Here is a 17,927-nt window from a genome sequence, read left to right as displayed (position 1 = left end):
ATTGCCAGCGCCGCCATCATCGTGCGTCCGCGCCATCTCCAAGCACGTCAGCGTGCTGGAGCAGGCGGGGTTGATCACCAAGAGTCGCGACGCGCAGCGGAGGCCCGGTCGGATTTCGCTCGGTCCTCTTCAGCAGGTCGACACGTGGCTGGACGGCTACCGGCGCCTCTGGGAAGGCCGGTTCGACAAGATGGAGAAGATCCTGGCCCGCGTTCAGGCGGTGGCTCGCGAGGTCGAGGATCTCGCGGCGGTGGTTGCCGAGGCCGGTGGGAGGGCGATGGCCTACGGGATGTCGTCTGGAGCGGCGCTGGTGCTCGAAGCCGTTGGCGCGGGGCTGCCGATTTCGCGGTTCGCGCGGGACGCGGACGGCGGTGGCCTTCCCGACGCGCTGCTGGCGTCTATCGGTACGCCGGGCCTCGTCGTCGCTGGCGGCGCCAGTCCCGGGTGGATGATGGATGGCGCGAAAGCAGTGGCCGCGAGGCTCCGGGAGGGGACGCTGCAAGTGATTCCGGACCAGACGCACAACGTCTCGATTGCGGCGCTCGCGCCGGTGCTCGAGGCGTACTTCCTCAGCCCATCAGGGCGAACAGGTAGCAGATGAAGGTGAGCAGCAGGTTGGAGATGGCGAACGTCACCGGATATCCAATCGCCGGGACAATGCTCTTCGACGCCTCCTGCGCGGCCCGCATGCCGGCGCTGTTGCAGCGCGCGCCAGCGATGGCCCCCATCAATACCGCGCTGTTCATCTTGAAGATGTACTGACCCACCATCCAACCAATGATGGGAGGAACGAAGGCCGCGATGGAGCCGATGATGAGCGTGGGCCCCAGGAGGCCGCCCGCGATGGCATGCGCCACACCCGCGCCCGAGTTCAGCCCCAGGATGGCGATGAAGACATTCAGCCCGACATCCTCGAGCAACTGCCGCGCGGACTCCGGGAAGGGACCGCCGAACGCCGGATTGCGCGTGCGCAGGATGCTCAGGCCGATGCTGATGATGAGCAGACCCACCGCCGAGCCCAGGCTGAACTGGATGCCGAACAGCGGAACGGTGATGGCGCCGAGGAACGCACCCGCCGCGAGCCCCAGGCCCAACGTGATGATGTCCGTGGACAGGCTGGGCTTCACCGCGGGCCCCAGCACCTTGCGCAGCTCCGCCACCCGCTTGGGACTGCCGGTGATGCGCAGCACGTCGCCCCGGTTGATGGCCTGGTCCCGACTCACCGGGAGCTGATCTCCCGCCCGGAAGAGGGCGTTGAGGTAGATGCCCTGGCCCATCCGCAGCGCCAGTGCCCCCAACGTCTTCCCGATGACGTCCTTGTTGTGGACGATGAACTCCACCGTGTCGAACTTCACGTTCCGCAGCTGCGAGTCGTCCACCTCCGGCCCGATGTGCGGCCCGCCCGCCAGCAGCAGTGACACCGGCCCGAGCATCGCCACCTCGTCACCGCGGTTCAGCACCAGGTCCGGTGGAGGATTGTAGACGCGCCCCTGATGGTAGACGCGCTCGATGGCCACCCGGGGATGCGCATGGTCCAGGTCCGCCACCGTGCGCCCCTCCAGCGCCGGGTTCTCCACGCGGAACACTCGCAAGTCCAACGGCATGTAGCCCCGGATGAACGAGTCCGCGGTGCCCGGCAGCGGCGCGGAGTCCTCGCCCATCAGCTCCTTCTCCATCTCCTTGCCGTCCGCCACCGCGTCCCTGCCGAACATCTTGGGCATCACCGACATCAACACCGTGAAGACCACCATGCTGATGCAGTAGAGGAACGCGTACGACGTGGTGAGATTGCCCGGCGCGTCGCGTGCCGCGTCCCCCGTCAGCGCCGCGGAGCCACTGGCCAAGGCCGCCCGCGCCGCGCCGAAGCCCGGCGTGGCCGTGTTCGCGCCGGAGAGGATACCGGCGAGCAACCCCGGCGCCAGGTGCGTGAAGTAGCGCGAGACATAGACGAGGGCCGACGAGAGCAGCGGTACGATCAACGAGAGGATGATGAGGTGCTTGCCCTCGCGGTGGATGCCACCGAGGAACTGCGGCCCCACCTTCATTCCGATGGCGAAGATGAAGAGGTTGAAGAACACCGTGCTGGTGAACTCCGGCAGGGAGTACTCAATCTTGTAGGATTCGAAGGCCCAGAAGCTGACGATGAGGGCCAGCAGCAGCGTCGCCGCTGTCGAGCCCATGCCCACGCCCTTCACCTTCACCTCGCCCAGGGCATAGCCCGCGGCCACTACGAGGAACATCAAGATGAAGGGCTGGCGGCGCAGGTAGTCCAGCACCGCGCCAAAGACTCCGTGCGGGTGCGGCTGTACGGGAGGAGGCTGTCCCTGAGCGAAGGCGATGACCGCCAGACCGACGACGGCGGCTCCCACGAGCATGGTGGCGTGGCGCGCTTGGCTTCTCATGCGAGCGTCCCTCCAGGTTCCTGTTCCAGGGTAATGCGTGGCCCCCTCCTCGAAGGAGGAGCCCCGCGGGGAGCGGCGGGCGGCGGAGCCAGCGTCCGCCACCAAGGCGTCAGAACCGCAGGCCCAGGTTGATGGGGAGGTACTGGCCGTTCGCGCGGCGCGAGCCCGTGGGCGTCGAGTACTCAGGACCGAAGATGAAGTGGTAGCGCGCCTCCAGGTAGACGCGCATCGGTCCATAGACGCGGTAGGAGACCCCGATGCCACCGTTCAACCCGAAGTCCGTCGTGCTGCGCGAGCCGACGAGGGTCTCCACCGGAACCAGCTCGCTGTCGCAGAAGAGCAGCCACGGGTCGCAGACGGGGACGAACTCCGCGCCGGCGAACTGGGTGACCTCCACCTTGCGGTAGTACAGACCCGGGCCACCGGTGATGTACACGCCGAACCGCCCGCGAGGCGCCAGGCCGAGGATCAGGTTGAGATCTCCGTACTGCATGATGTGGTCGCCGGAGAAGCTGGTGTCCGCGAGGAGGTCGCTCTTCAAGTCGTAATCGCTGTACTGGTACTCCGCGACGACGGCGATCCGCTCGGTGAAGTGATAGCCCGCGCCGAGCAGGAAGCTCCAGCCCGTCTTGAACCGGCTGTTGGTTTCGAAGGTCGGAAAGACGACGCCCAGCCCCAGGTTGAACGTGAAGCTGCCGGCCAGGGGCGGCTCTTCCTCGATGAAGCCCTCCGTGGCCTCGGCCGCCTGTCTCAACGTTCCTCCCAGGGCGGGCGGCGCGGCGAGCAGCATGGTCAACAGCGCGGATATGGCGAAGTAGCGAGACATGGAACCCCCTCCTGTCATGGTCGGCTGAAGCTGGGGACGCGGCGGCGCGTGGGCTCGGAGTGTCCCAGGCTCGCCGGACCCTGCCGGGCTCCTTTCCGTCAGCTCGCGAGCAGTGCTCGCCCGCGTGCCTGTCCCTCCCCGGCGGACCGTGCGGAGGACTCGCGGGCGATGCATCGTCAGCGCGCGGGTTCTCACCGGAGCGATGCCAGACGATGAAGCTCACGGCCACAATCGGATGGCGGAGCGCGCGCCGGTTCATCCCGGGCCTGCGCTGGGTGGAGGGCTACTCCAGGTCCTGGCTGCGTCCGGACCTGCTCTCCGCGGTGACGATTGGCGCCATGCTGGTGCCGCAAGGCCTGGCCTACGCGCAGATTGTCGGCGTCAGGCCCGCCGCCGGACTGTATGCGGGCGTCATCGCCATGCTGGCATATGCGCTGTTCGGTCCCTCCCGGCACCTGATGCTCGGCCCCGAGGCCGGCGCGGCCATCATCGCCGCGAGCGCGCTGGGCGGTGTCGCGGCGGGCGCGGACCCCGCGCGGTATGCCTCGCTCGCGGCGCTGCTGGCGATGATGGTGGGGCTCATCAGCCTCGCGGCGGGCCTGTTCAAGACGGGGGCGCTCGCGGACTTCCTCTCCAAGCCCATCCTCATCGGCTACACCAACGGCGCGGCGCTCATCATCATCGGCAGTCAGCTCGCGCGGATGTTCGGCCTGGAGCGCAAGGCCAATGACTTTCCCGGCCAGTTGGTGGAAGTGGGCCAGGGCTTGAGCCGGACGCATGTGCCCACGCTGCTGCTCGGGCTGGGCATCGTCTTCGTCCTGGTGCTGCTGCGGCGCTTCCTGCCGAAATTGCCCGGGCCGCTCATCCTCGTGGTGCTCACCACCGTGCTCGCCTCGGTGTTCCAGCTCCAGCATGGGGGCGTGAAGGTCGTCGGGCCCATCGCCGCCGCGCCGCCGTCCCTGGGGCTGCCCTCGGTGGGCTTCGCGGATGTCCGGGCGTTGCTCCCGGCCGCGCTGAGCCTCGCGCTGGTCAACTACGCCAGTTCCGTGCTCGCCGGCCGCCTCTACGCGGACAAGCATGGCTATCGCCTGGACGGAAACCAGGAGCTGCTCGGGCAGGCCGCCGCGAACCTGGCCAACGCCTTCACGCAGGGCTTTCCGGTGACGGGCAGCGACTCGCGCACCGCCGTCAATGACGCCATGGGCGGCAAGTCGCAGTTGGTGGGCGTCATCGCCGCCGTGCTGGTCGCCGTGTTCGCGATCTTCTTCACGCCGCTGCTCCAGAGCCTCCCGCTGGTGACGCTCGGGGGCATCGTCATCGTCGCGGCCGTGTACCTGATGGACCTGGGCGCCATCGCCAGGCTGTGGCGGGTGCGGCGCGTGGAGGCGGCGCTCGCGGTGGCGACCACGCTGGGCGTGCTGGTGCTCGGCATCCTGCAGGGCATCCTCATCGCCGTGGCGCTGGCGCTGGGGGACCTCATCCGTCGCGCGGCGCACCCTCACGACGCGGTCCTCGGCGAGCGCGAGGGCATCCCGGGCTGGCACGACGTCTCCCGCCATGCGGGCACGCACACGCTGCCAGGGCTCCTCGTCTATCGCTTCGACGCGCCGATGTTCTTCGCCAATGCCCGCCACCTCCGGGAGCAGCTGCGCGCGTTGGTCGCGGAGGCGTCGCCGCCAGTGCGCGAGGTGGTGCTGGACGCGAGCGCCGTGTTCGACCTGGACATCACCGCCGCGGAGGGACTGGAGAAGCTCCGCCACGAACTGGAAGAGGAGGGCATCGTCCTGGTCATCGCCGATGCGAACGCGCCGCTGCGGGGAATGCTGCGGCGCACGGGGATGATGGAGCGGCTGGGCGAGGAGAACGTCTACCTCACCGTCGAGGCCGCGGTGGCCCGCTTCCAGCGACGTGGCGAAGACGTGCTCCCCAGCGTCGAGCCGCCGTCGTCACCGGCTCCGCATTGACGGGCGACACGGCGGGGCCTTGGCTGGCTGCCCGCTGTGCGGGTGCCCCGGGCTGCCCGCCTGGCGCGGGGCTTCCTATCTAGAAGAGGGCATGTGGACTCCTCCCTCCCATCCCGCCTTTCCCCTGCGCGAGAAGCACCCGGCCCAGCAGGGCGATGGACGTGGCGGACTTCCTGCCCGGCGCGAGCAGCTCCTCCAGGCCCGCATCAAGGATTTGTCGCTGCGGCTGGCGGGGACGCCGTTGGAGCGGCACATCGACCAGCTCCACGCGGAGCTGGAGGCGCGAGGCATCTCCTTCAAGCCCCAGTGCTACCTGTCCGACGAGTGGGGCTGTCCCTCCGGCGTGCCCGTCATCGGCGTGCCGTTCTACCTGGCGGACCCGGACCTGCACTCCATCGAGGCGGAGCTGGGCGGCAGCGTGGAGACGGAGGGGGAGATCCTCATGTACCTGCGCCACGAGGCCGGGCACGCCTTCAACTACGCCTACCAGCTCTACGAGACGGAGGAGTGGCGCAAGGTGTTCGGCGACTACTCGCGGCCATACCGGGACGACTACAAGGCGCGGCCCTTCTCCCGGCGCTACGTCCACCACATCGCGGGCTGGTACGCGCAGAAGCACCCGGACGAGGACTTCGCGGAGACGTTCGCGGTGTGGCTCACGCCTGACAGCGACTGGCGCAAGCGCTACCAGGGCTGGGGGGCGCTGCGGAAGCTCCAGTACGTGGAGGAGACGGTGGCGCGGCTGGGCCGCACGCCGCCGCTCGTGCGGTTGGCGCAGCCGGACCTGACGACGGAGGAGATGGAGGGCACGGTGCTCGACCACTACCGTCAGCGGGAGCTGGACGAGAAGGTGGACCTGGAGCTGCGCGACGCGTTCGACCAGTTCCTGGAGGACATCTTCGAGGGGCCCGGCGTGGCGCCCGTGCGCGCGGAGACGCTGGTGCGCGCCGAGCGGCAGCGGCTCCTGTCGAGCGTGGGCCACTACACGGGCGTCAGCCCGAGCGTGGTGCGCGCGCTGCTGGACCACCTGGGAGACAGGACCGCGTCCCTGGGGCTCACGCTTCATCCCGATGACAGCCGGGAGGCCGCGCTGCGCATCGCCTCGCTCGTGACGGCGCTGGCGATGAACCACCTCTACACCGACCGCTTCTTCGAGGAGTGAACATGGCCCCTGGCCCCTGGCGTATCGCGGTCCTCCATTATCAGCCCAAGGGAGAGCCGCCGGACCCTGTGATGGGGCAGGTGTGCTCGGCGCTCCAGGAGGGGGGACATGAGACGGTGGCCATCGGCGTGGACGAGAGCGTCTCCGACCTGGTCCGCCAGGTGGGCCGCTGCCGCGCCGACCTGGTCTTCAACATCTGCGAGACATTCGCGGATGACTACCGGCTGGAGGTCAACGTCGCGGCGATGCTGGAGCTGGCGCGCGTGCCCTTCACGGGCTCGGGAACGGCGGGGTTGTTGCTGGCGCAGGACAAGATCCTCACCAAGCAGTTGCTCCAGTACCACGGGGTGCTCACGCCAAGGTTCGCCACGTTCGACGGGGCTTCGTTGCAGACGAGTGGGGACTTGCGCTTCCCGGTGGTGGTGAAGCCGGCGCGCTCGGATGCGTCGTTGGGCCTGGGCGTGGAGAAGGACCTGGAGGGGCTGGCGCGGCGGGTGCGGAGGATTCGAGAGGAGTTCGGCGACGAGGCGCTCGCGGAGGAGTTCATCGAGGGGCGCGAGTTGTACGTGGGCGTGCTCGGAGACCCCACGCGGCCGGAAGTCCTGCCGGTGGTGGAGCTGGATTTCGGCAAGAAGTGGAGCCGCAAGCGGATGAAGATCGCCAACCGGGAGGTGAAGTTCGGCCCGGAGACGGCGGGCAGCCCGAGGCTGGTGTTGCCCACGGACTTGTCGGACGAGTTGCTCGGGCGCATCTCCCGCGCCGCCATCACCGCGTTCCGCGCGCTCAAGCTGAGCGACTACGCGCGCATTGATTTCAGGGTGTCCAGTGGGACGAAGGACCCGTTCCTGCTGGAGGTGAATCCGAATCCCTACCTGGAGGCGCAGTGCGAGGTGGCGCTCGGTGCGAGGGAGCGGGGGCTGTCCTATCCGGCGCTCATCCGTCGCATCGCCGACACCGCGATGCAGCGGCAGGTGGCTCCGCGCACGAAGGTGACGCCGGTGACGGAGACGCCGTCCGTGTCACAGGGGTGAGGGGACTCCTGGGCTGCTGCCCATGGTGGATGACGGCAATCGTGATTGGGGCGCACTTTGACTCCTACTTGCCGGGCTACGCCCAAACTGTAGGGAAGGCCCAGTTGGGCACGGCAAGGTGCTATTGAAGGAGCGTCGGCGCGGCTCGGCCCCTTCTTCGATGAAAGCAAGTGGAGTGAACTTCCGACTTCGCAGCGCGCTCGGCCAGGTAGTTGCGGTTGCCGGAGTCGTAGCTGGGTGCGCGACCTCTCAGGAGGCGCCTGCGCCCTACGCTTGGGCGCCTCTGCGCCCACCCGCTGTGCCCGGCACGGGCCTACCCACCCCTGGTCAAGCCGGGGCAGGTTCGCCCCCAACCCCTGCCACAGAGCCCGCACAAGCGCGTGTTGCCACCCACCCAGGAGCCGGGGCTTTGGGCCGGAGACGCTCCTCGGGGCTCACAAGAACCGGAGGCGGACCCTTCGCCGGAGAGGTCCAACGTGAACAGGAAGGGCCCGCCTGCCCCGGTGACGGAGGAGCACCGCCGTTCTGAGTGTGAGCCCAGCCCGGTGCCGCATGCTGGCGAGGATGATCCGCATGACGAATGCGCCGACACGTTTCCGCCCAACCGTTATCCCGGAATGGACGTACGCGTTGGCGGTGTGAGCTTTGATGCGCTTCAAGTGGGCGTGCGTGTGTTGTGGGAGATCAAGACCCACCGATTCGACACGTATAATCATTTCATCCGGCGGATGACGGTCCTGGAGCAATTGCCGTTGCTCAAGGTGGAGCGGGACGTCGCTGAGACATGTGGCTATGGATTCGTCGTTGGGGTGAGCACCCAAGGGCACAAAGACGCGTTGCTCGAACAGGAGCCTACCCTCAATATCGTCGTGACCGGGTGCAAGCGATGACCAAGCAGAGAACCCTCATCCATATCGTCTTCGCGCCTGCGCTCGTGGGCAACGACGGTCGCACGCTCGCAGTCGTCCACGGAATCGAACGGGCGCACTCAGATGTTCGCTTGGAGTGGAAGCTGTCAGAGGCGGGGCGGCCTATCGCGTTGCCGCAACGTAATGAGTGGCTCGCTGAGGCGGCGGTGCGCGGAGAGTTCCCACTGCTGTGCAACGGCGACGAGCGTTATCCGGTGACGGTTTATGGATTGCAGACATCCGGGCGTCAATCGCCGGGCGGCCAGCCGTTGCTCGATATCCACGTGGAGCTGCCGCTAGATGCGGCCAGCATCGAGGCCGCGGCGGATTCGCTGGAAGGCGTTGCGGAAGGCGCACGCGCGTTCTGGGGGCGGGTGTTGCCAGACGGAGTGGCGCCGGAGATAGCGAAACAGTTTCGCCACTCGATGGAGCTGCCGCATGTCCCCCCCCGAGGGCTCCCTGCATTGAACCTTCCCAAGCACCTCCGCTCGCCTGAGATTCCCCATTATCTCGGGTGGCTGAACTACTGGTCGGCGGCCACCGCGGAGGCCATCGGGTTCCCGGACCCAGCCCGCGACGCAGCGCTCCTCTCTCGGGCGCGGCGCACTGCGACGGGCGGGTGGGTCGTTCGGCTGACAGAGACGCCGCTCGACCTCGACAACCCCTTACACCTGGAGGCGCTCTTGCACGCCTACGAACGCTTCCCCGAGATTGGCGGGCGCGTGCCCGCGCGCTGAGTTCGAAGCATCAGCGAGTGAGCGGGAATCGCGGGGGACTCAAGGTCGTTGAAGCCAGAGGGGCGAGGCGCTATAGACCTCGCCGTCCGCGGGACCCAGGGTGGGTTTCCGCGGGCCCGGACGAGGTGCGCCGTACCCGGTCACGACAAGACGACGCTCATCTCAGGAGTCGTACGTCATGGCGTGGATCATTCTCGTCATCGCGGGGCTGCTCGAGGTGTGCTGGGCCATTGGCCTCAAGTACACCGAGGGCTTCACCCGTCTTGTCCCCAGCGTCCTCACGGGCGTGGCCATCGTCGCCAGCATGTTCCTGCTGTCCACTGCCGCGAAGACGTTGCCCATCGGCACGGCCTACGCGGTGTGGGTGGGCATCGGAGCGCTCGGCGCGGCGGTGCTGGGCGTGGTGCTCTTCCATGAGCCCATCTCCCCGCTGCGCATCGTCTTCCTCGCCATGCTGCTGGTCGCCATCATCGGCCTGAAGGCCACCAGCGGCGCGGGGCACTGAGGGCAGTGCTCACCAGATATAGCGGAGGATGATCTCTCCGTAGCTCAGGGACGGCTCGCCGGATTCGAGCTCCCGTCCCCGTGAACCCAGGCCTGGGCGCGGCTCACCGTTGAAGGTCCTCACCGCGCCGAGGCCGAGCTGGAGGTTGGGGCGGCCGGAGTAGTAGATGCCCAGCGCCGCCGTGCTGTCCTTCAGCGTCCGGTTGTCCTGGTCCACCCGTTCCTGGAACCCCGTGCGGAAGACGTACTCGCCCATCACCGCCAGCGGCACCGCCGTCACCGGGTAGATGTCCAATGTCGCGGCGACCGACAGGAAGACCCGGAGCGACTTCGTCTTCTGCTCGAACCGGTCTCCCAGGACGCTGTCGAAGGGGCGGCGCGTCTGCCACGCGTATTCCGCCGCCCCCGAGGCCTGGATCGAGAACATCTTGCCGAAGGACTGCGCCACGTAGAGCCCACCGTGGGCGCTGGACTCCTTCCGGGGCACGAAGAGGAACTGGCCCAGGTCGCCATCGATGATGTTCCCCACCGTCACCTGGGGCGTGCCGACGATGGCGTTGACCAGCGGGAGCAGGGTGATCTCCCGCCCCCGGTTGTAGCCATAGTGCGCTCGGAACGAGAGCTGCGTGCCGCTCGTGTCGCTGCGAAAGATTCTCACCACGCCCCCCAACTGTCCGAGGAGGTCCGCGGTGGCGCCCGAGGCCAGCAACCCATCCGCGTTGGTGCCGGTGATGATCTCCGCCCTGGCGTAGCCCGTGAAACCGAGCCAGTCGGTGATGCCCAGGCTCAGGTCCAGCGTCTGCTGGACGCCAGTGAGCAGGACGTCCAGCGGCTCCAAATCGTTCACCGGGACGTTCGGGACGTCATAGCGCGCGAGGCCTTCCCGGATGCCGACGTTGGTGGTGACGAACGCGCTCTGCTGGAGGATGGGAAACAGGAACGTGTGCCCCTTGAGCTGGCGGGAGCGCGCGCCGCACGGCTGCGTGCACGCCTCGCCCTCCTTGGACTCGGCCAGCGCGGGGCTCGCGAGGAGGCTCAACAACACACCCAGACTCAAGATGGTGGTCTTCATCTGGGGCAACGTGGGGAACTCAGCCACTCGCGACCATTGCCCCCGCGCGCGCGGTGAGCGTCGCGGCGAGGACAGCGAAGCGGCGCACGCACGCAGGCCCGTTGGTCCACGGACATTGGTGTCATGACGCCGCCATCAGCGCCCTCCCGTTGGCCGGGAGAGGGACATCTTCCCCGCCGCTATCGGGGAGGATGTGGAATGGAAGTATCAGAGACCTTGCAACGGACCGAGCCCACGCACGCCTGGCGTCCCAATCTGACGCTCGCACACGAGCAGCTCGCTCCGAGGTTGGAGGCGTTCTATCGGGATCTGCACGCGCACCCCGAGCTGTCCATGCAGGAGCAACAGACCGCGGCCAAGGTGGCGAAGTGGTTGGAGCGCAGCGGCTTCGAAGTGACGACTGGAGTCGGCGAACACGGCGTCGTCGGGGTGCTGAAGAACGGCCCCGGTCCCACCGTGCTGCTGCGCGCGGACATGGACGCGCTGCCCGTGGAGGAGAAGACCGGCCGCCCCGACGCGAGCCACGTGCGCGTGAAGGACGCTCACGGCGGGACGGTGCCGGTGATGCATGCGTGCGGACATGACGTCCACATCACCTGCCTGATGGGCGTGGCGGAGCTGCTGGCCCACTCGCGCCACCACTGGCGCGGCACGCTGATGATGGTGGCCCAGCCCGCGGAGGAGACGCTTCAGGGCGCGCGGGCCATGCTGAAGGACGGGCTCTATGAGCGCTTCGGCAAGCCCGACGTGGCGCTCGCCCAGCATGTGGCTCCGCTGGAGGTCGGACTCGTGGGGCACCATCCCGGTGCCAACATGATGGCCTCCGCCAGCGTGCGCGTGCGCATCTTCGGCAAAGGCGGGCACGGCTCGCAGCCCCACACCGCGGTGGACCCCGTCGTCATCGCCGCGTATCTGGTGACACGGCTGCAGACCATCGTCTCTCGCGAGGTGGACGTCACGCGCGGCGGCGCGGTGATCACCGTGGGCAGCATCCACGCGGGCTCCCGCTCCAATGTCATCCCCGACGAGGCGGTGCTGGAGCTGTCGGTGCGCACCCCGACGGATGCCCTCCAGAAGCAGTTGCTCGAGGCCATCACCCGCATGGCGAAAGCAGAGTGTGAAGCGGGGCGCTCACCCAAGCCGCCCGACATCGAGGTGCTGAACCACACACGGGTGATGGTGAACGACGACTCCTACTTCACCCGGGTCCGTGCCGCGCACGAGGCCTGGTTCGGCGCCGAGCGCATCATCGACACGGGCCTGGCCAGCGGCAGCGAGGACTTTCCCTTCTTCGACGGGCGCACGTCCGCCGAGGACTCGCGGGCCGAGGTGCCGCTCGTCTACTGGTTCTTCGGGGGCACATCTCACGAAGCGTGGAAGCGGGCGTCGGGCAAGACGCTCTGGGACAAGTTCCAGGGCCTGCCGTCGAACCACTCGCCGTACTTCGACCCCTCGGTCGACTGCCTGCGCTTCGGCTGCGAGACGCTGCTGCTCGCCGCCCTGGCGTGCCTGGACGAAGAGCCTGGCAAGGAGTCGAAGCCCGCGGGGCTGCACTGAAAAGAGAAGGGGGGGCCGGCTGACGTTTCTACAGGGACGCAAGCAGTCCCGGCGCCAACCGTCCGGTTTTCTTCAAAGGGGTGGTGGCGCGCGGCCTGCAGCAGGCCACCACCCCATGAGGTCCCAGAGGAACACCCATCGACCCTGCACCGTGGAGATCTCCGCGGCGGCCTGGAACCAGGTCGCCCGGCTCTCCCAGGAATGCTACCGCGCCATCCAGGCCCGGCTGGAATGCGTGGCCGAGTTGGGCGCGACGACCCAGGCAACGCCCGCCACCTTCCAGGTAGAGGACCTGAGGGTCCACTACGTCGTCGACGCGCGGCGCCGGCTCGTCACGCTGCTGGAGATCACCCGCGAGCGCGGGGCCACCACGAAGGGCGCCTCGCGCCCGACGACGACGCGGGCCCCGGGCTGAAGGGCCCCGTTGCTCACGCGGCGGCGCGCGGCCCTGCACCACCAGCGCCTCCGTCACATGTGACGGGTCTCCTTGGCCGGCCATGGTTCAAGGGTGATGACGCGGTAGTTTTCTGACAACTCACGCACCCGGCGCTCCCTCGTGAAAAGAGAGGAATTGGGGTGCGGACGGACCCTTGCTTCAAAGTGTGTCGTCATGAGTTCGTCTGTGGGGTTGCGGCTTTTCCTGTCACGTGTCCAGAATGGCCGCGCCGCGTTCGCCCTGCATTCCCTCGTGCTCGGATGCGAATCTCACTCTCCCAAAAAATCATCCTCGCGCCGCTCGTCGTGGCGCTCTTCTTCGCCCTGCTCTCGGTGGGGTACACGATTCCTCGGCTTCGCGAGGCCTTCGAGGAGCAAGGCCATTCGATGAGCGCGGCGGTGCCGACGGCGCTCGCCTCGGCGATGGCGGATCTGCTGCGCAATCGCGAGCAGTCCGAGGTGCAGCCGACGTTGGACGCCGTGGCCCGAGAAGGCTCGCTGGCGTACGTGGCGCTGGTGGACCCGAAGGGCGCGCTGGTGGCCGTGTCGGGACGCCACGCGCAGAGCTTGCGCGACCACGCCTCCGAGCTGGTCGTCACGAAGGAGGGCACGCCCCTTCAGGCCGAGGACGTGGAGCTGCTGGACATGGGCGCGCAGGTGCCCGGCGGACTGGGCTCCGTGCACGTGGGCTTCAATCGCACGGAGGCCCGGGGCCACATCGATGGAATCGTGAGCGGCATGCGCCTCGTGCTGCTGGGGGCGCTGGTGGTGTTGATGGCGCTGGCGTGGCTCATCAGCCGTCGCATCGTCGCTCCGCTCATCGCGCTCACCGGCGCGGTGATGCGCATCGCCGAGCATGGGGACCTGCGTGAGCCGGTGCACATCGCCACGCAGGACGAGGTCGGGGACCTGGCGCGCGCGGTGGGCATCCTGGTGGGCAAGCTCAAGGACCTCCTGCACCAGCTCCACTCGTCCACGGAGCTGCTCAGCGACTCGGTGATGGGACTCAACGAGTCCGCGAACGAGCAGAACCAGATGGTCTCCCGCCAGGCCGCCGCGGTCCAGGAGACGCAGGTGACGGCGCAGGAGATCCGCCAGACGGCGCTCATGGCGTCCAGCTCCGCGCAGTCCGTCATCGAGGTGGCGGAGCGCGCGGAGGCGCTGGGCAAGTCCGGCGAGGACGCCGTCGCCGCGAGCATCGACGGCATGGTGGACCTGCGCTCGCAGGTGGAGCAGATCACCGTGCGCATCATGTCGCTGAGCGAGCGCACGCAGCAGATTGGTGGAATCACGGAGACGGTGAAGGACCTGGCGGACCAGTCGCACCTCCTGGCGGTGAACGCGGCGATTGAAGCGGCGCGCTCCGGTGAGCATGGCAAGGGCTTCGCGGTGGTGGCGCGGGAGATTCGCGCCCTGGCGGACCAGTCCATCCGAGCCACGAACCAGGTGCGGAAGATCCTCTCCGACATCGGCGAGGCCATCGCCGGCACGGTGCAGATCACCGCCGAGGGGACTCAGCGGATGGAGGCGGGACTGATGCAGGCGCGCGCGTCCGGGGACACGCTGCGCCAGCTCACCACCATCGTCCAGGACAGCACCGCGGCCGCGCGTCAGATCGCCCAGACGGTGAACCAGCAGGCCACGGGCATCGAGCAGATCTTCACCGCCGTCAACGAGCTGAACGCATTGATGGGAGACACGGTGAAGCGCATCTCCAACACGAACGACTCCGCGGTGTCCCTGAAGCTGCTCTCCGAAAGGGTGGCCGAGGTCGTTCGAGCCTACCGGGTCTGAGGCCCGGCGGCTCGGGCTCGGCCGGGGCTTCAGCCCGGGCGGTGGCTCTCCGTGCTCGGCGGCGCCAGCACCCGCGTGGCGCGCGGCAGCAGCCGGGACAGGAGCGCGCTGACCGACGTCACGGGGTGCGCACCGGGCTCGGGCAGGCGCGTGGCGAGCATGCCGGCTCCGAGCCGCGCCACCGACGACAGGACGAAGAGGACGTGCAGGTTCACCCAGGGCATGCCGCCGAGGATGAACTGCTCGGGCAGGGCGGAGGCGATGGCGCCTCCCAGCGCGGCGGCGAGGGAGTAGGCAAGGCCTCCCGCCGTGGCGAAGGCGGCGAGGTAGAAGGGCCGGCCCTTGCGCGGCGCCACGCTGAGCGGCAGCGCGAAGATGGCCAGGCCGTGGCCACTCCACAGCGCGCCGGCGAGCAGCACGTCGAAGAGCAGCGGCCACAGCGTTCCCGCCGACGGCAAGAGCCACAGCGCGGGAATCACGCCGATGCCCAGCGAGCACGCCAGCAGCACCGGCTGCGCGCCCACCTTGTCGATGACCTTCCCCCACAGGGGCGCGGTGAGGATGCGCACCCCGGCGACGGCCGCGGCATGCAGCGCCATGATGACGAAGGTCATCTTGAGGTTCTGCAGGCTGTGCAGCGCGAAGAACGGCGCGGACACGCCCACCGCCGCGTTCCAGGCGACCTGGTAGGTGAGCACGCGCCGCGCCAGCGGGTCCTTCAGCGGCACCAGCGCGCCCCTCAACTCCAGCGGGGGCGTGGTGCCCGGTGGCGCGGGGTCATGCTGGCTGGCCATCAGCAGCGTCGTCACCACCCCCATGACGCAGGCGCCCAGCGCCAGCAGGGGCAGGGCCACGCCCAGTCCCTCGGCGGGACGCAGCCGGTCCATCAGCAGCCCCGCGCCGAGTGACGCCAGGGTGCCCGAAAGGGTGGTGAGCGCGGTGCGCCGTCCGAAGAAGCGTCCGCGCACCGCGCGCGGCACCAGCTCCCCCATCCACGCCACCCACGCGTTGTTGCCCACCACGCCCAGCACCGCCGAGGCCCCCGCGACGACGAGCAGCAGGTGCTGCCGCGCCGCCAGCTCCAGGTCCAACCAGGGCAGGAGCGCCAGCGGGAACATCACCAGTCGCGACAGGCACACCGCCGTGAGCGCCACGCGCCGGTGGCCGAAGGCGGACGTCAGCCACGCGGCCGGGAACTGCACGAACTGGGCGAGGAACGGCAGCGCCGTCATCACTCCCACCAGCAGCGGGCCCAGCCCCAGGGCGATGGCCCACGCCGTCAGCACGGTGGCGCCCGCGCAGGCGGTGAAGACCTCCGTGAACATGCCCTCCACCACGGATGCGCCCAGCGTCGCGCGCAGCCTCTTGGCGGGCATGTGCGAGGGGACGTCCGGGCTGTCCGCCGGGGGCGCACCCAGGAGGGGCGCGGCCGAGCCGGGCAGCGACGAGCCCGGACGGAAGAGGGGCACGGCGGAGGCGAGCGAGGCGAAGCTGCTCAGGACGTAGCGACGAAAGGCAGCGGTGCTCATCGAGGGGCGCTTTCGTCTGTCGCACGGCTCCCCCAGGGGCCTCAATCCGACCTCGTCCCCCCTCTGGCCGCCTGCTCGGACCCCGGGCGAGTCCGGCCGCCCGCCCCCCTGGCCGGAGGGGGCGCTGGATTCAGGTGCAGTTCAAGCGGTCTTGAACTATATGAACGTCCGAGGAGAACGGCGCACATGGAACTGGCTCGGGAGCTCACGGACTTTCTGGCGGCGGTGGAGCAGCGGCTCGACAGCACGCTGGTGGATGGCAACGCCGGTCCGGACGTGAAGGGCGACACGCTGATGGAAGCGGCCCGGCACCTCTGCGTGGGCACTGGCGGCAAGCGCGCGCGTCCCATGCTGGTGCGGTTGTTCGGCGGCGCGGTGGGTGTGGCGCCGGAGCGGCTGGTGGACGTGGCGGTGGCGGCGGAGCTCATCCACTCGGCGAGCCTGCTGCATGACGACGTGGTGGACGCGGGCATGTTCCGCCGGGGCCGCCCGACAGTGAATGCGCGCTGGGGCAACATCGTGGCGGTGATGAGCGGCGACCTCATCCTGTCCACCGGCCTTCACCACCTGGCGCAGCTCGACTCCCGGTTGACCTTGTCGGCGCTGTCGGTCGTCTCCGAGATGACCCGCGCGGCCATCGCCGAGGTGGAGGCGCGCGGGGATTTGGACCTTCCGATGAACCGGCTGCGCTTCATCGCCGAGGGCAAGACGGGCTCGCTGTTCGGCTGGTGCGGGCACGCGGCGGCGACGCTGGCGAACCTTCCGGAGGCGGTGGACCGCTTCGACGGCTTCGGCCGTCACCTGGGCGTGGCGTTCCAGATCGCCGACGACATCCGCGACATCCTGGGCACGGACGTGGGCAAGCCGCGGTACGCGGACGTGCACTCGCGCACCCCGTCGATGCCCATCCTGCTGGCGGTGGCCAAGGACGAGAGCCTGCGGCGCAAGCTGAAGGACGCGTGGGCCTTCTCCACGATCACTCCCGACCGCACGAAGGAGATTGGCGCCGCGATTGAAGCCACCGGCGCGGTGGAGGCGTCCATGGCGCGGATGAACGTGGAGATTGAAGCGGCGTTGGACAAGCTGGGCCACTTCGCCCACGAGCCCGCGGGTGCGGAGCTGGTGGGCTGGGCGCGCAAGCTGTCGGCGGGAATCGCGGAGCAAGTCCAGGGGCGGGCCGCATGAAGGGCTACCTGTGGACGGGGGGACACGGGAGTCCGAGCAACCCGGATGCGCCGGTCATCGAGGGCCGGCTCGCGCCGTGGGAAGCCATCGCGGTGGACGCGGTGGGCAATGTCATCGAGTTCTGGGGCTTCAAGCGCAACCAGGGCCGGGTGTGGGCGCTCCTGTACCTGCGGGGCGAGCCGCTGACGGCGGGTGAAATCGAGCGCGAGCTGGATTTGTCCAAGGGCGGCGTCTCCATGCTGCTGCGCGACTTGGAGCGCTGGGGCGTCATCCAGCGGGTGCGGCTGCCGCAGGACACGGTCTGGCGCTACGGCGCGGAGACGGACCTGGTGCGGATGGTGCGGCACGTCATCGAGGAGCGCGAGGCGGGCTTCGTGGCGCGCATCCGCGCGGACCTGTCCGAGGCGAGGCGGCTGGCGGAGGTGGCGGGCACGGTTCCCAGCGAGCGGCTGGAGCGGCTGGAGAAGATGGCCACGCTGGCGGAGCACGTGGAGCGGGCGCTGCGGCTGTTCATCAAGACGTCGCGGCTGGACGTGTCCGGGGTGCTGGCGGTGTTCCGGGACGGCGCCTCGCGGCGGAACGAGCGGTAGGGGAAGTCACATGGATTCGCATTACGACATGGTGATGAAGGCCCGTGAGGGCGCGGACCCGAACGCGAAGCGGCTGTACTTCGCGTACTCCACCATCCTGGACCGGGCGGCGTTCGACGAGTGGAAGCAGCAGCACTCGTATGGGTTCTTCGAGCTGCCGGAAGGGCGGCTGGCGGAGGCGGTGGACGTGGACCTGGTCTACGACTTCCCGTCGCGCTGGTGGGGCGGGCG

At 68.8% G+C, this 17,927-nt stretch carries 16 protein-coding genes, 1 pseudogene and 1 riboswitch; of the genes and pseudogenes, 13 read left to right on the top strand and 4 right to left on the bottom strand.

What is annotated here, in order from left to right; all coding sequences use genetic code 11:
- The first annotated feature begins 52 nt into the window (after positions 1-52).
- Positions 53-601, top strand: a complete 549-nt coding sequence (locus HUW62_RS18595) for an alpha/beta fold hydrolase (RefSeq protein WP_176435173.1) — start codon at positions 53-55, stop codon at positions 599-601.
- Here HUW62_RS18595 and HUW62_RS18590 read toward each other — a convergent pair.
- Positions 570-2,402 carry an aspartate:alanine exchanger family transporter gene (locus tag HUW62_RS18590; RefSeq protein ID WP_176435172.1) on the bottom strand — a complete coding sequence of 611 codons (1,833 nt, stop codon included), beginning with the start codon at positions 2,400-2,402 and terminating at the stop codon, positions 570-572. The two genes, HUW62_RS18595 and HUW62_RS18590, sit on opposite strands and share 32 nt — an antisense overlap.
- Before the next feature lie 109 nt (positions 2,403-2,511).
- Positions 2,512-3,228, bottom strand: coding sequence for an outer membrane beta-barrel protein (locus tag HUW62_RS18585; RefSeq protein ID WP_176435171.1), 717 nt, complete (start codon positions 3,226-3,228; stop codon positions 2,512-2,514).
- Between the two features lie 212 nt (positions 3,229-3,440).
- Here HUW62_RS18585 and HUW62_RS18580 point away from each other — a divergent pair, with 212 nt between their 5' ends.
- The 6 genes from HUW62_RS18580 to sugE all read left to right on the top strand — a co-directional run bounded on the left by HUW62_RS18580 (position 3,441) and on the right by sugE (position 9,535).
- Positions 3,441-5,192, top strand: coding sequence for a SulP family inorganic anion transporter (locus HUW62_RS18580; protein WP_163869768.1), 1,752 nt, complete (start codon positions 3,441-3,443; stop codon positions 5,190-5,192).
- Between the two features lie 91 nt (positions 5,193-5,283).
- Positions 5,284-6,354, top strand: coding sequence for a putative zinc-binding metallopeptidase (locus HUW62_RS18575; RefSeq protein ID WP_163869769.1), 1,071 nt, complete (start codon positions 5,284-5,286; stop codon positions 6,352-6,354).
- 2 nt (positions 6,355-6,356) lie between these two features.
- Positions 6,357-7,385, top strand: a complete 1,029-nt coding sequence (locus HUW62_RS18570; RefSeq protein ID WP_163869770.1) for an ATP-grasp domain-containing protein — start codon at positions 6,357-6,359, stop codon at positions 7,383-7,385.
- Between the two features lie 476 nt (positions 7,386-7,861).
- Positions 7,862-8,275: a DUF6310 domain-containing protein gene (locus tag HUW62_RS18565; RefSeq protein WP_240357046.1), complete on the top strand. Its 414-nt coding sequence runs from the start codon at positions 7,862-7,864 to the stop codon at positions 8,273-8,275.
- The gene (locus tag HUW62_RS18560; RefSeq protein ID WP_163869771.1) at positions 8,272-9,030 is read left to right on the top strand and encodes a DUF5953 family protein; all 759 of its coding nucleotides are present in this window, start codon (positions 8,272-8,274) and stop codon (positions 9,028-9,030) included. Before HUW62_RS18565 ends, HUW62_RS18560 begins: the two co-directional genes overlap by 4 nt.
- Before the next feature lie 102 nt (positions 9,031-9,132).
- Positions 9,133-9,190, top strand: a riboswitch (guanidine-III (ykkC-III) riboswitch).
- A gap of 18 nt (positions 9,191-9,208) precedes the next feature.
- A complete protein-coding gene (gene sugE, locus HUW62_RS18555) occupies positions 9,209-9,535 on the top strand; it encodes a quaternary ammonium compound efflux SMR transporter SugE (RefSeq protein ID WP_163869772.1) in 327 nt (108 codons plus the stop codon).
- A 9-nt stretch (positions 9,536-9,544) separates the two neighbouring features.
- On the opposite strand, the gene HUW62_RS18550 is transcribed toward sugE, so the two are convergent.
- Positions 9,545-10,606 (bottom strand): hypothetical protein, encoded by a 1,062-nt coding sequence (locus HUW62_RS18550; RefSeq protein ID WP_163869773.1) that lies wholly within the window; start codon positions 10,604-10,606, stop codon positions 9,545-9,547.
- Positions 10,607-10,804: 198 nt separating this feature from the next.
- On the opposite strand from HUW62_RS18550, the gene HUW62_RS18545 reads away from it, so the two are divergent.
- The 3 genes from HUW62_RS18545 to HUW62_RS18535 all read left to right on the top strand — a co-directional run bounded on the left by HUW62_RS18545 (position 10,805) and on the right by HUW62_RS18535 (position 14,392).
- Positions 10,805-12,163 carry an amidohydrolase gene (locus HUW62_RS18545; RefSeq protein WP_163869774.1) on the top strand — a complete coding sequence of 453 codons (1,359 nt, stop codon included), beginning with the start codon at positions 10,805-10,807 and terminating at the stop codon, positions 12,161-12,163.
- Between the two features lie 115 nt (positions 12,164-12,278).
- On the top strand, positions 12,279-12,578 hold the full coding sequence (locus HUW62_RS18540) for a hypothetical protein (RefSeq protein ID WP_176435170.1): 300 nt from the start codon (positions 12,279-12,281) through the stop codon (positions 12,576-12,578).
- Positions 12,579-12,859: 281 nt separating this feature from the next.
- On the top strand, positions 12,860-14,392 hold the full coding sequence (locus HUW62_RS18535) for a methyl-accepting chemotaxis protein (protein ID WP_163869776.1): 1,533 nt from the start codon (positions 12,860-12,862) through the stop codon (positions 14,390-14,392).
- A gap of 29 nt (positions 14,393-14,421) precedes the next feature.
- Here HUW62_RS18535 and HUW62_RS18530 read toward each other — a convergent pair whose 3' ends face one another.
- Positions 14,422-15,921 (bottom strand): MFS transporter, encoded by a 1,500-nt coding sequence (locus HUW62_RS18530; RefSeq protein ID WP_163869777.1) that lies wholly within the window; start codon positions 15,919-15,921, stop codon positions 14,422-14,424.
- 186 nt (positions 15,922-16,107) lie between these two features.
- On the opposite strand from HUW62_RS18530, the gene HUW62_RS18525 reads away from it, so the two are divergent.
- From HUW62_RS18525 to HUW62_RS18515, 3 genes and pseudogenes are all read left to right on the top strand, one after another.
- The gene (locus tag HUW62_RS18525; protein WP_163869778.1) at positions 16,108-17,106 is read left to right on the top strand and encodes a polyprenyl synthetase family protein; all 999 of its coding nucleotides are present in this window, start codon (positions 16,108-16,110) and stop codon (positions 17,104-17,106) included.
- Positions 17,103-17,696 carry a GbsR/MarR family transcriptional regulator gene (locus HUW62_RS18520; RefSeq protein WP_163869779.1) on the top strand — a complete coding sequence of 198 codons (594 nt, stop codon included), beginning with the start codon at positions 17,103-17,105 and terminating at the stop codon, positions 17,694-17,696. Before HUW62_RS18525 ends, HUW62_RS18520 begins: the two co-directional genes overlap by 4 nt.
- 10 nt (positions 17,697-17,706) lie before the next feature.
- A pseudogene (locus HUW62_RS18515) lies at positions 17,707-17,927 on the top strand (gamma-glutamylcyclotransferase); the annotation flags it as partial.

Origin of the sequence: Myxococcus sp. AM011, assembly GCF_013372595.1 — a bacterium.
Taxonomy (GTDB): Bacteria; Myxococcota; Myxococcia; order Myxococcales; family Myxococcaceae; genus Myxococcus; species Myxococcus eversor.
The sequence above is the reverse complement of the archived record's forward strand: the minus strand, read 5'-3'. Positions and strand labels throughout refer to the sequence as shown.

Bases quoted from the DNA above. Each gene is read 5' to 3' on its own strand.
- HUW62_RS18590 (WP_176435172.1), bottom strand. From the start codon at position 2,402: ATGAGAAGCCAAGCGCGCCACGCCACCATGCTCGTGGGAGCCGCCGTC.
- HUW62_RS18585 (WP_176435171.1), bottom strand. From the start codon at position 3,228: ATGTCTCGCTACTTCGCCATATCCGCGCTGTTGACCATGCTGCTCGCC.
- HUW62_RS18580 (WP_163869768.1), top strand. From the start codon at position 3,441: ATGAAGCTCACGGCCACAATCGGATGGCGGAGCGCGCGCCGGTTCATC.
- HUW62_RS18575 (WP_163869769.1), top strand. From the start codon at position 5,284: ATGTGGACTCCTCCCTCCCATCCCGCCTTTCCCCTGCGCGAGAAGCAC.
- HUW62_RS18570 (WP_163869770.1), top strand. From the start codon at position 6,357: ATGGCCCCTGGCCCCTGGCGTATCGCGGTCCTCCATTATCAGCCCAAG.
- HUW62_RS18560 (WP_163869771.1), top strand. From the start codon at position 8,272: ATGACCAAGCAGAGAACCCTCATCCATATCGTCTTCGCGCCTGCGCTC.
- sugE (WP_163869772.1), top strand. From the start codon at position 9,209: ATGGCGTGGATCATTCTCGTCATCGCGGGGCTGCTCGAGGTGTGCTGG.
- HUW62_RS18550 (WP_163869773.1), bottom strand. From the start codon at position 10,606: ATGAAGACCACCATCTTGAGTCTGGGTGTGTTGTTGAGCCTCCTCGCG.
- HUW62_RS18545 (WP_163869774.1), top strand. From the start codon at position 10,805: ATGGAAGTATCAGAGACCTTGCAACGGACCGAGCCCACGCACGCCTGG.
- HUW62_RS18540 (WP_176435170.1), top strand. From the start codon at position 12,279: ATGAGGTCCCAGAGGAACACCCATCGACCCTGCACCGTGGAGATCTCC.
- HUW62_RS18535 (WP_163869776.1), top strand. From the start codon at position 12,860: ATGCGAATCTCACTCTCCCAAAAAATCATCCTCGCGCCGCTCGTCGTG.
- HUW62_RS18530 (WP_163869777.1), bottom strand. From the start codon at position 15,921: ATGAGCACCGCTGCCTTTCGTCGCTACGTCCTGAGCAGCTTCGCCTCG.
- HUW62_RS18525 (WP_163869778.1), top strand. From the start codon at position 16,108: ATGGAACTGGCTCGGGAGCTCACGGACTTTCTGGCGGCGGTGGAGCAG.
- HUW62_RS18520 (WP_163869779.1), top strand. From the start codon at position 17,103: ATGAAGGGCTACCTGTGGACGGGGGGACACGGGAGTCCGAGCAACCCG.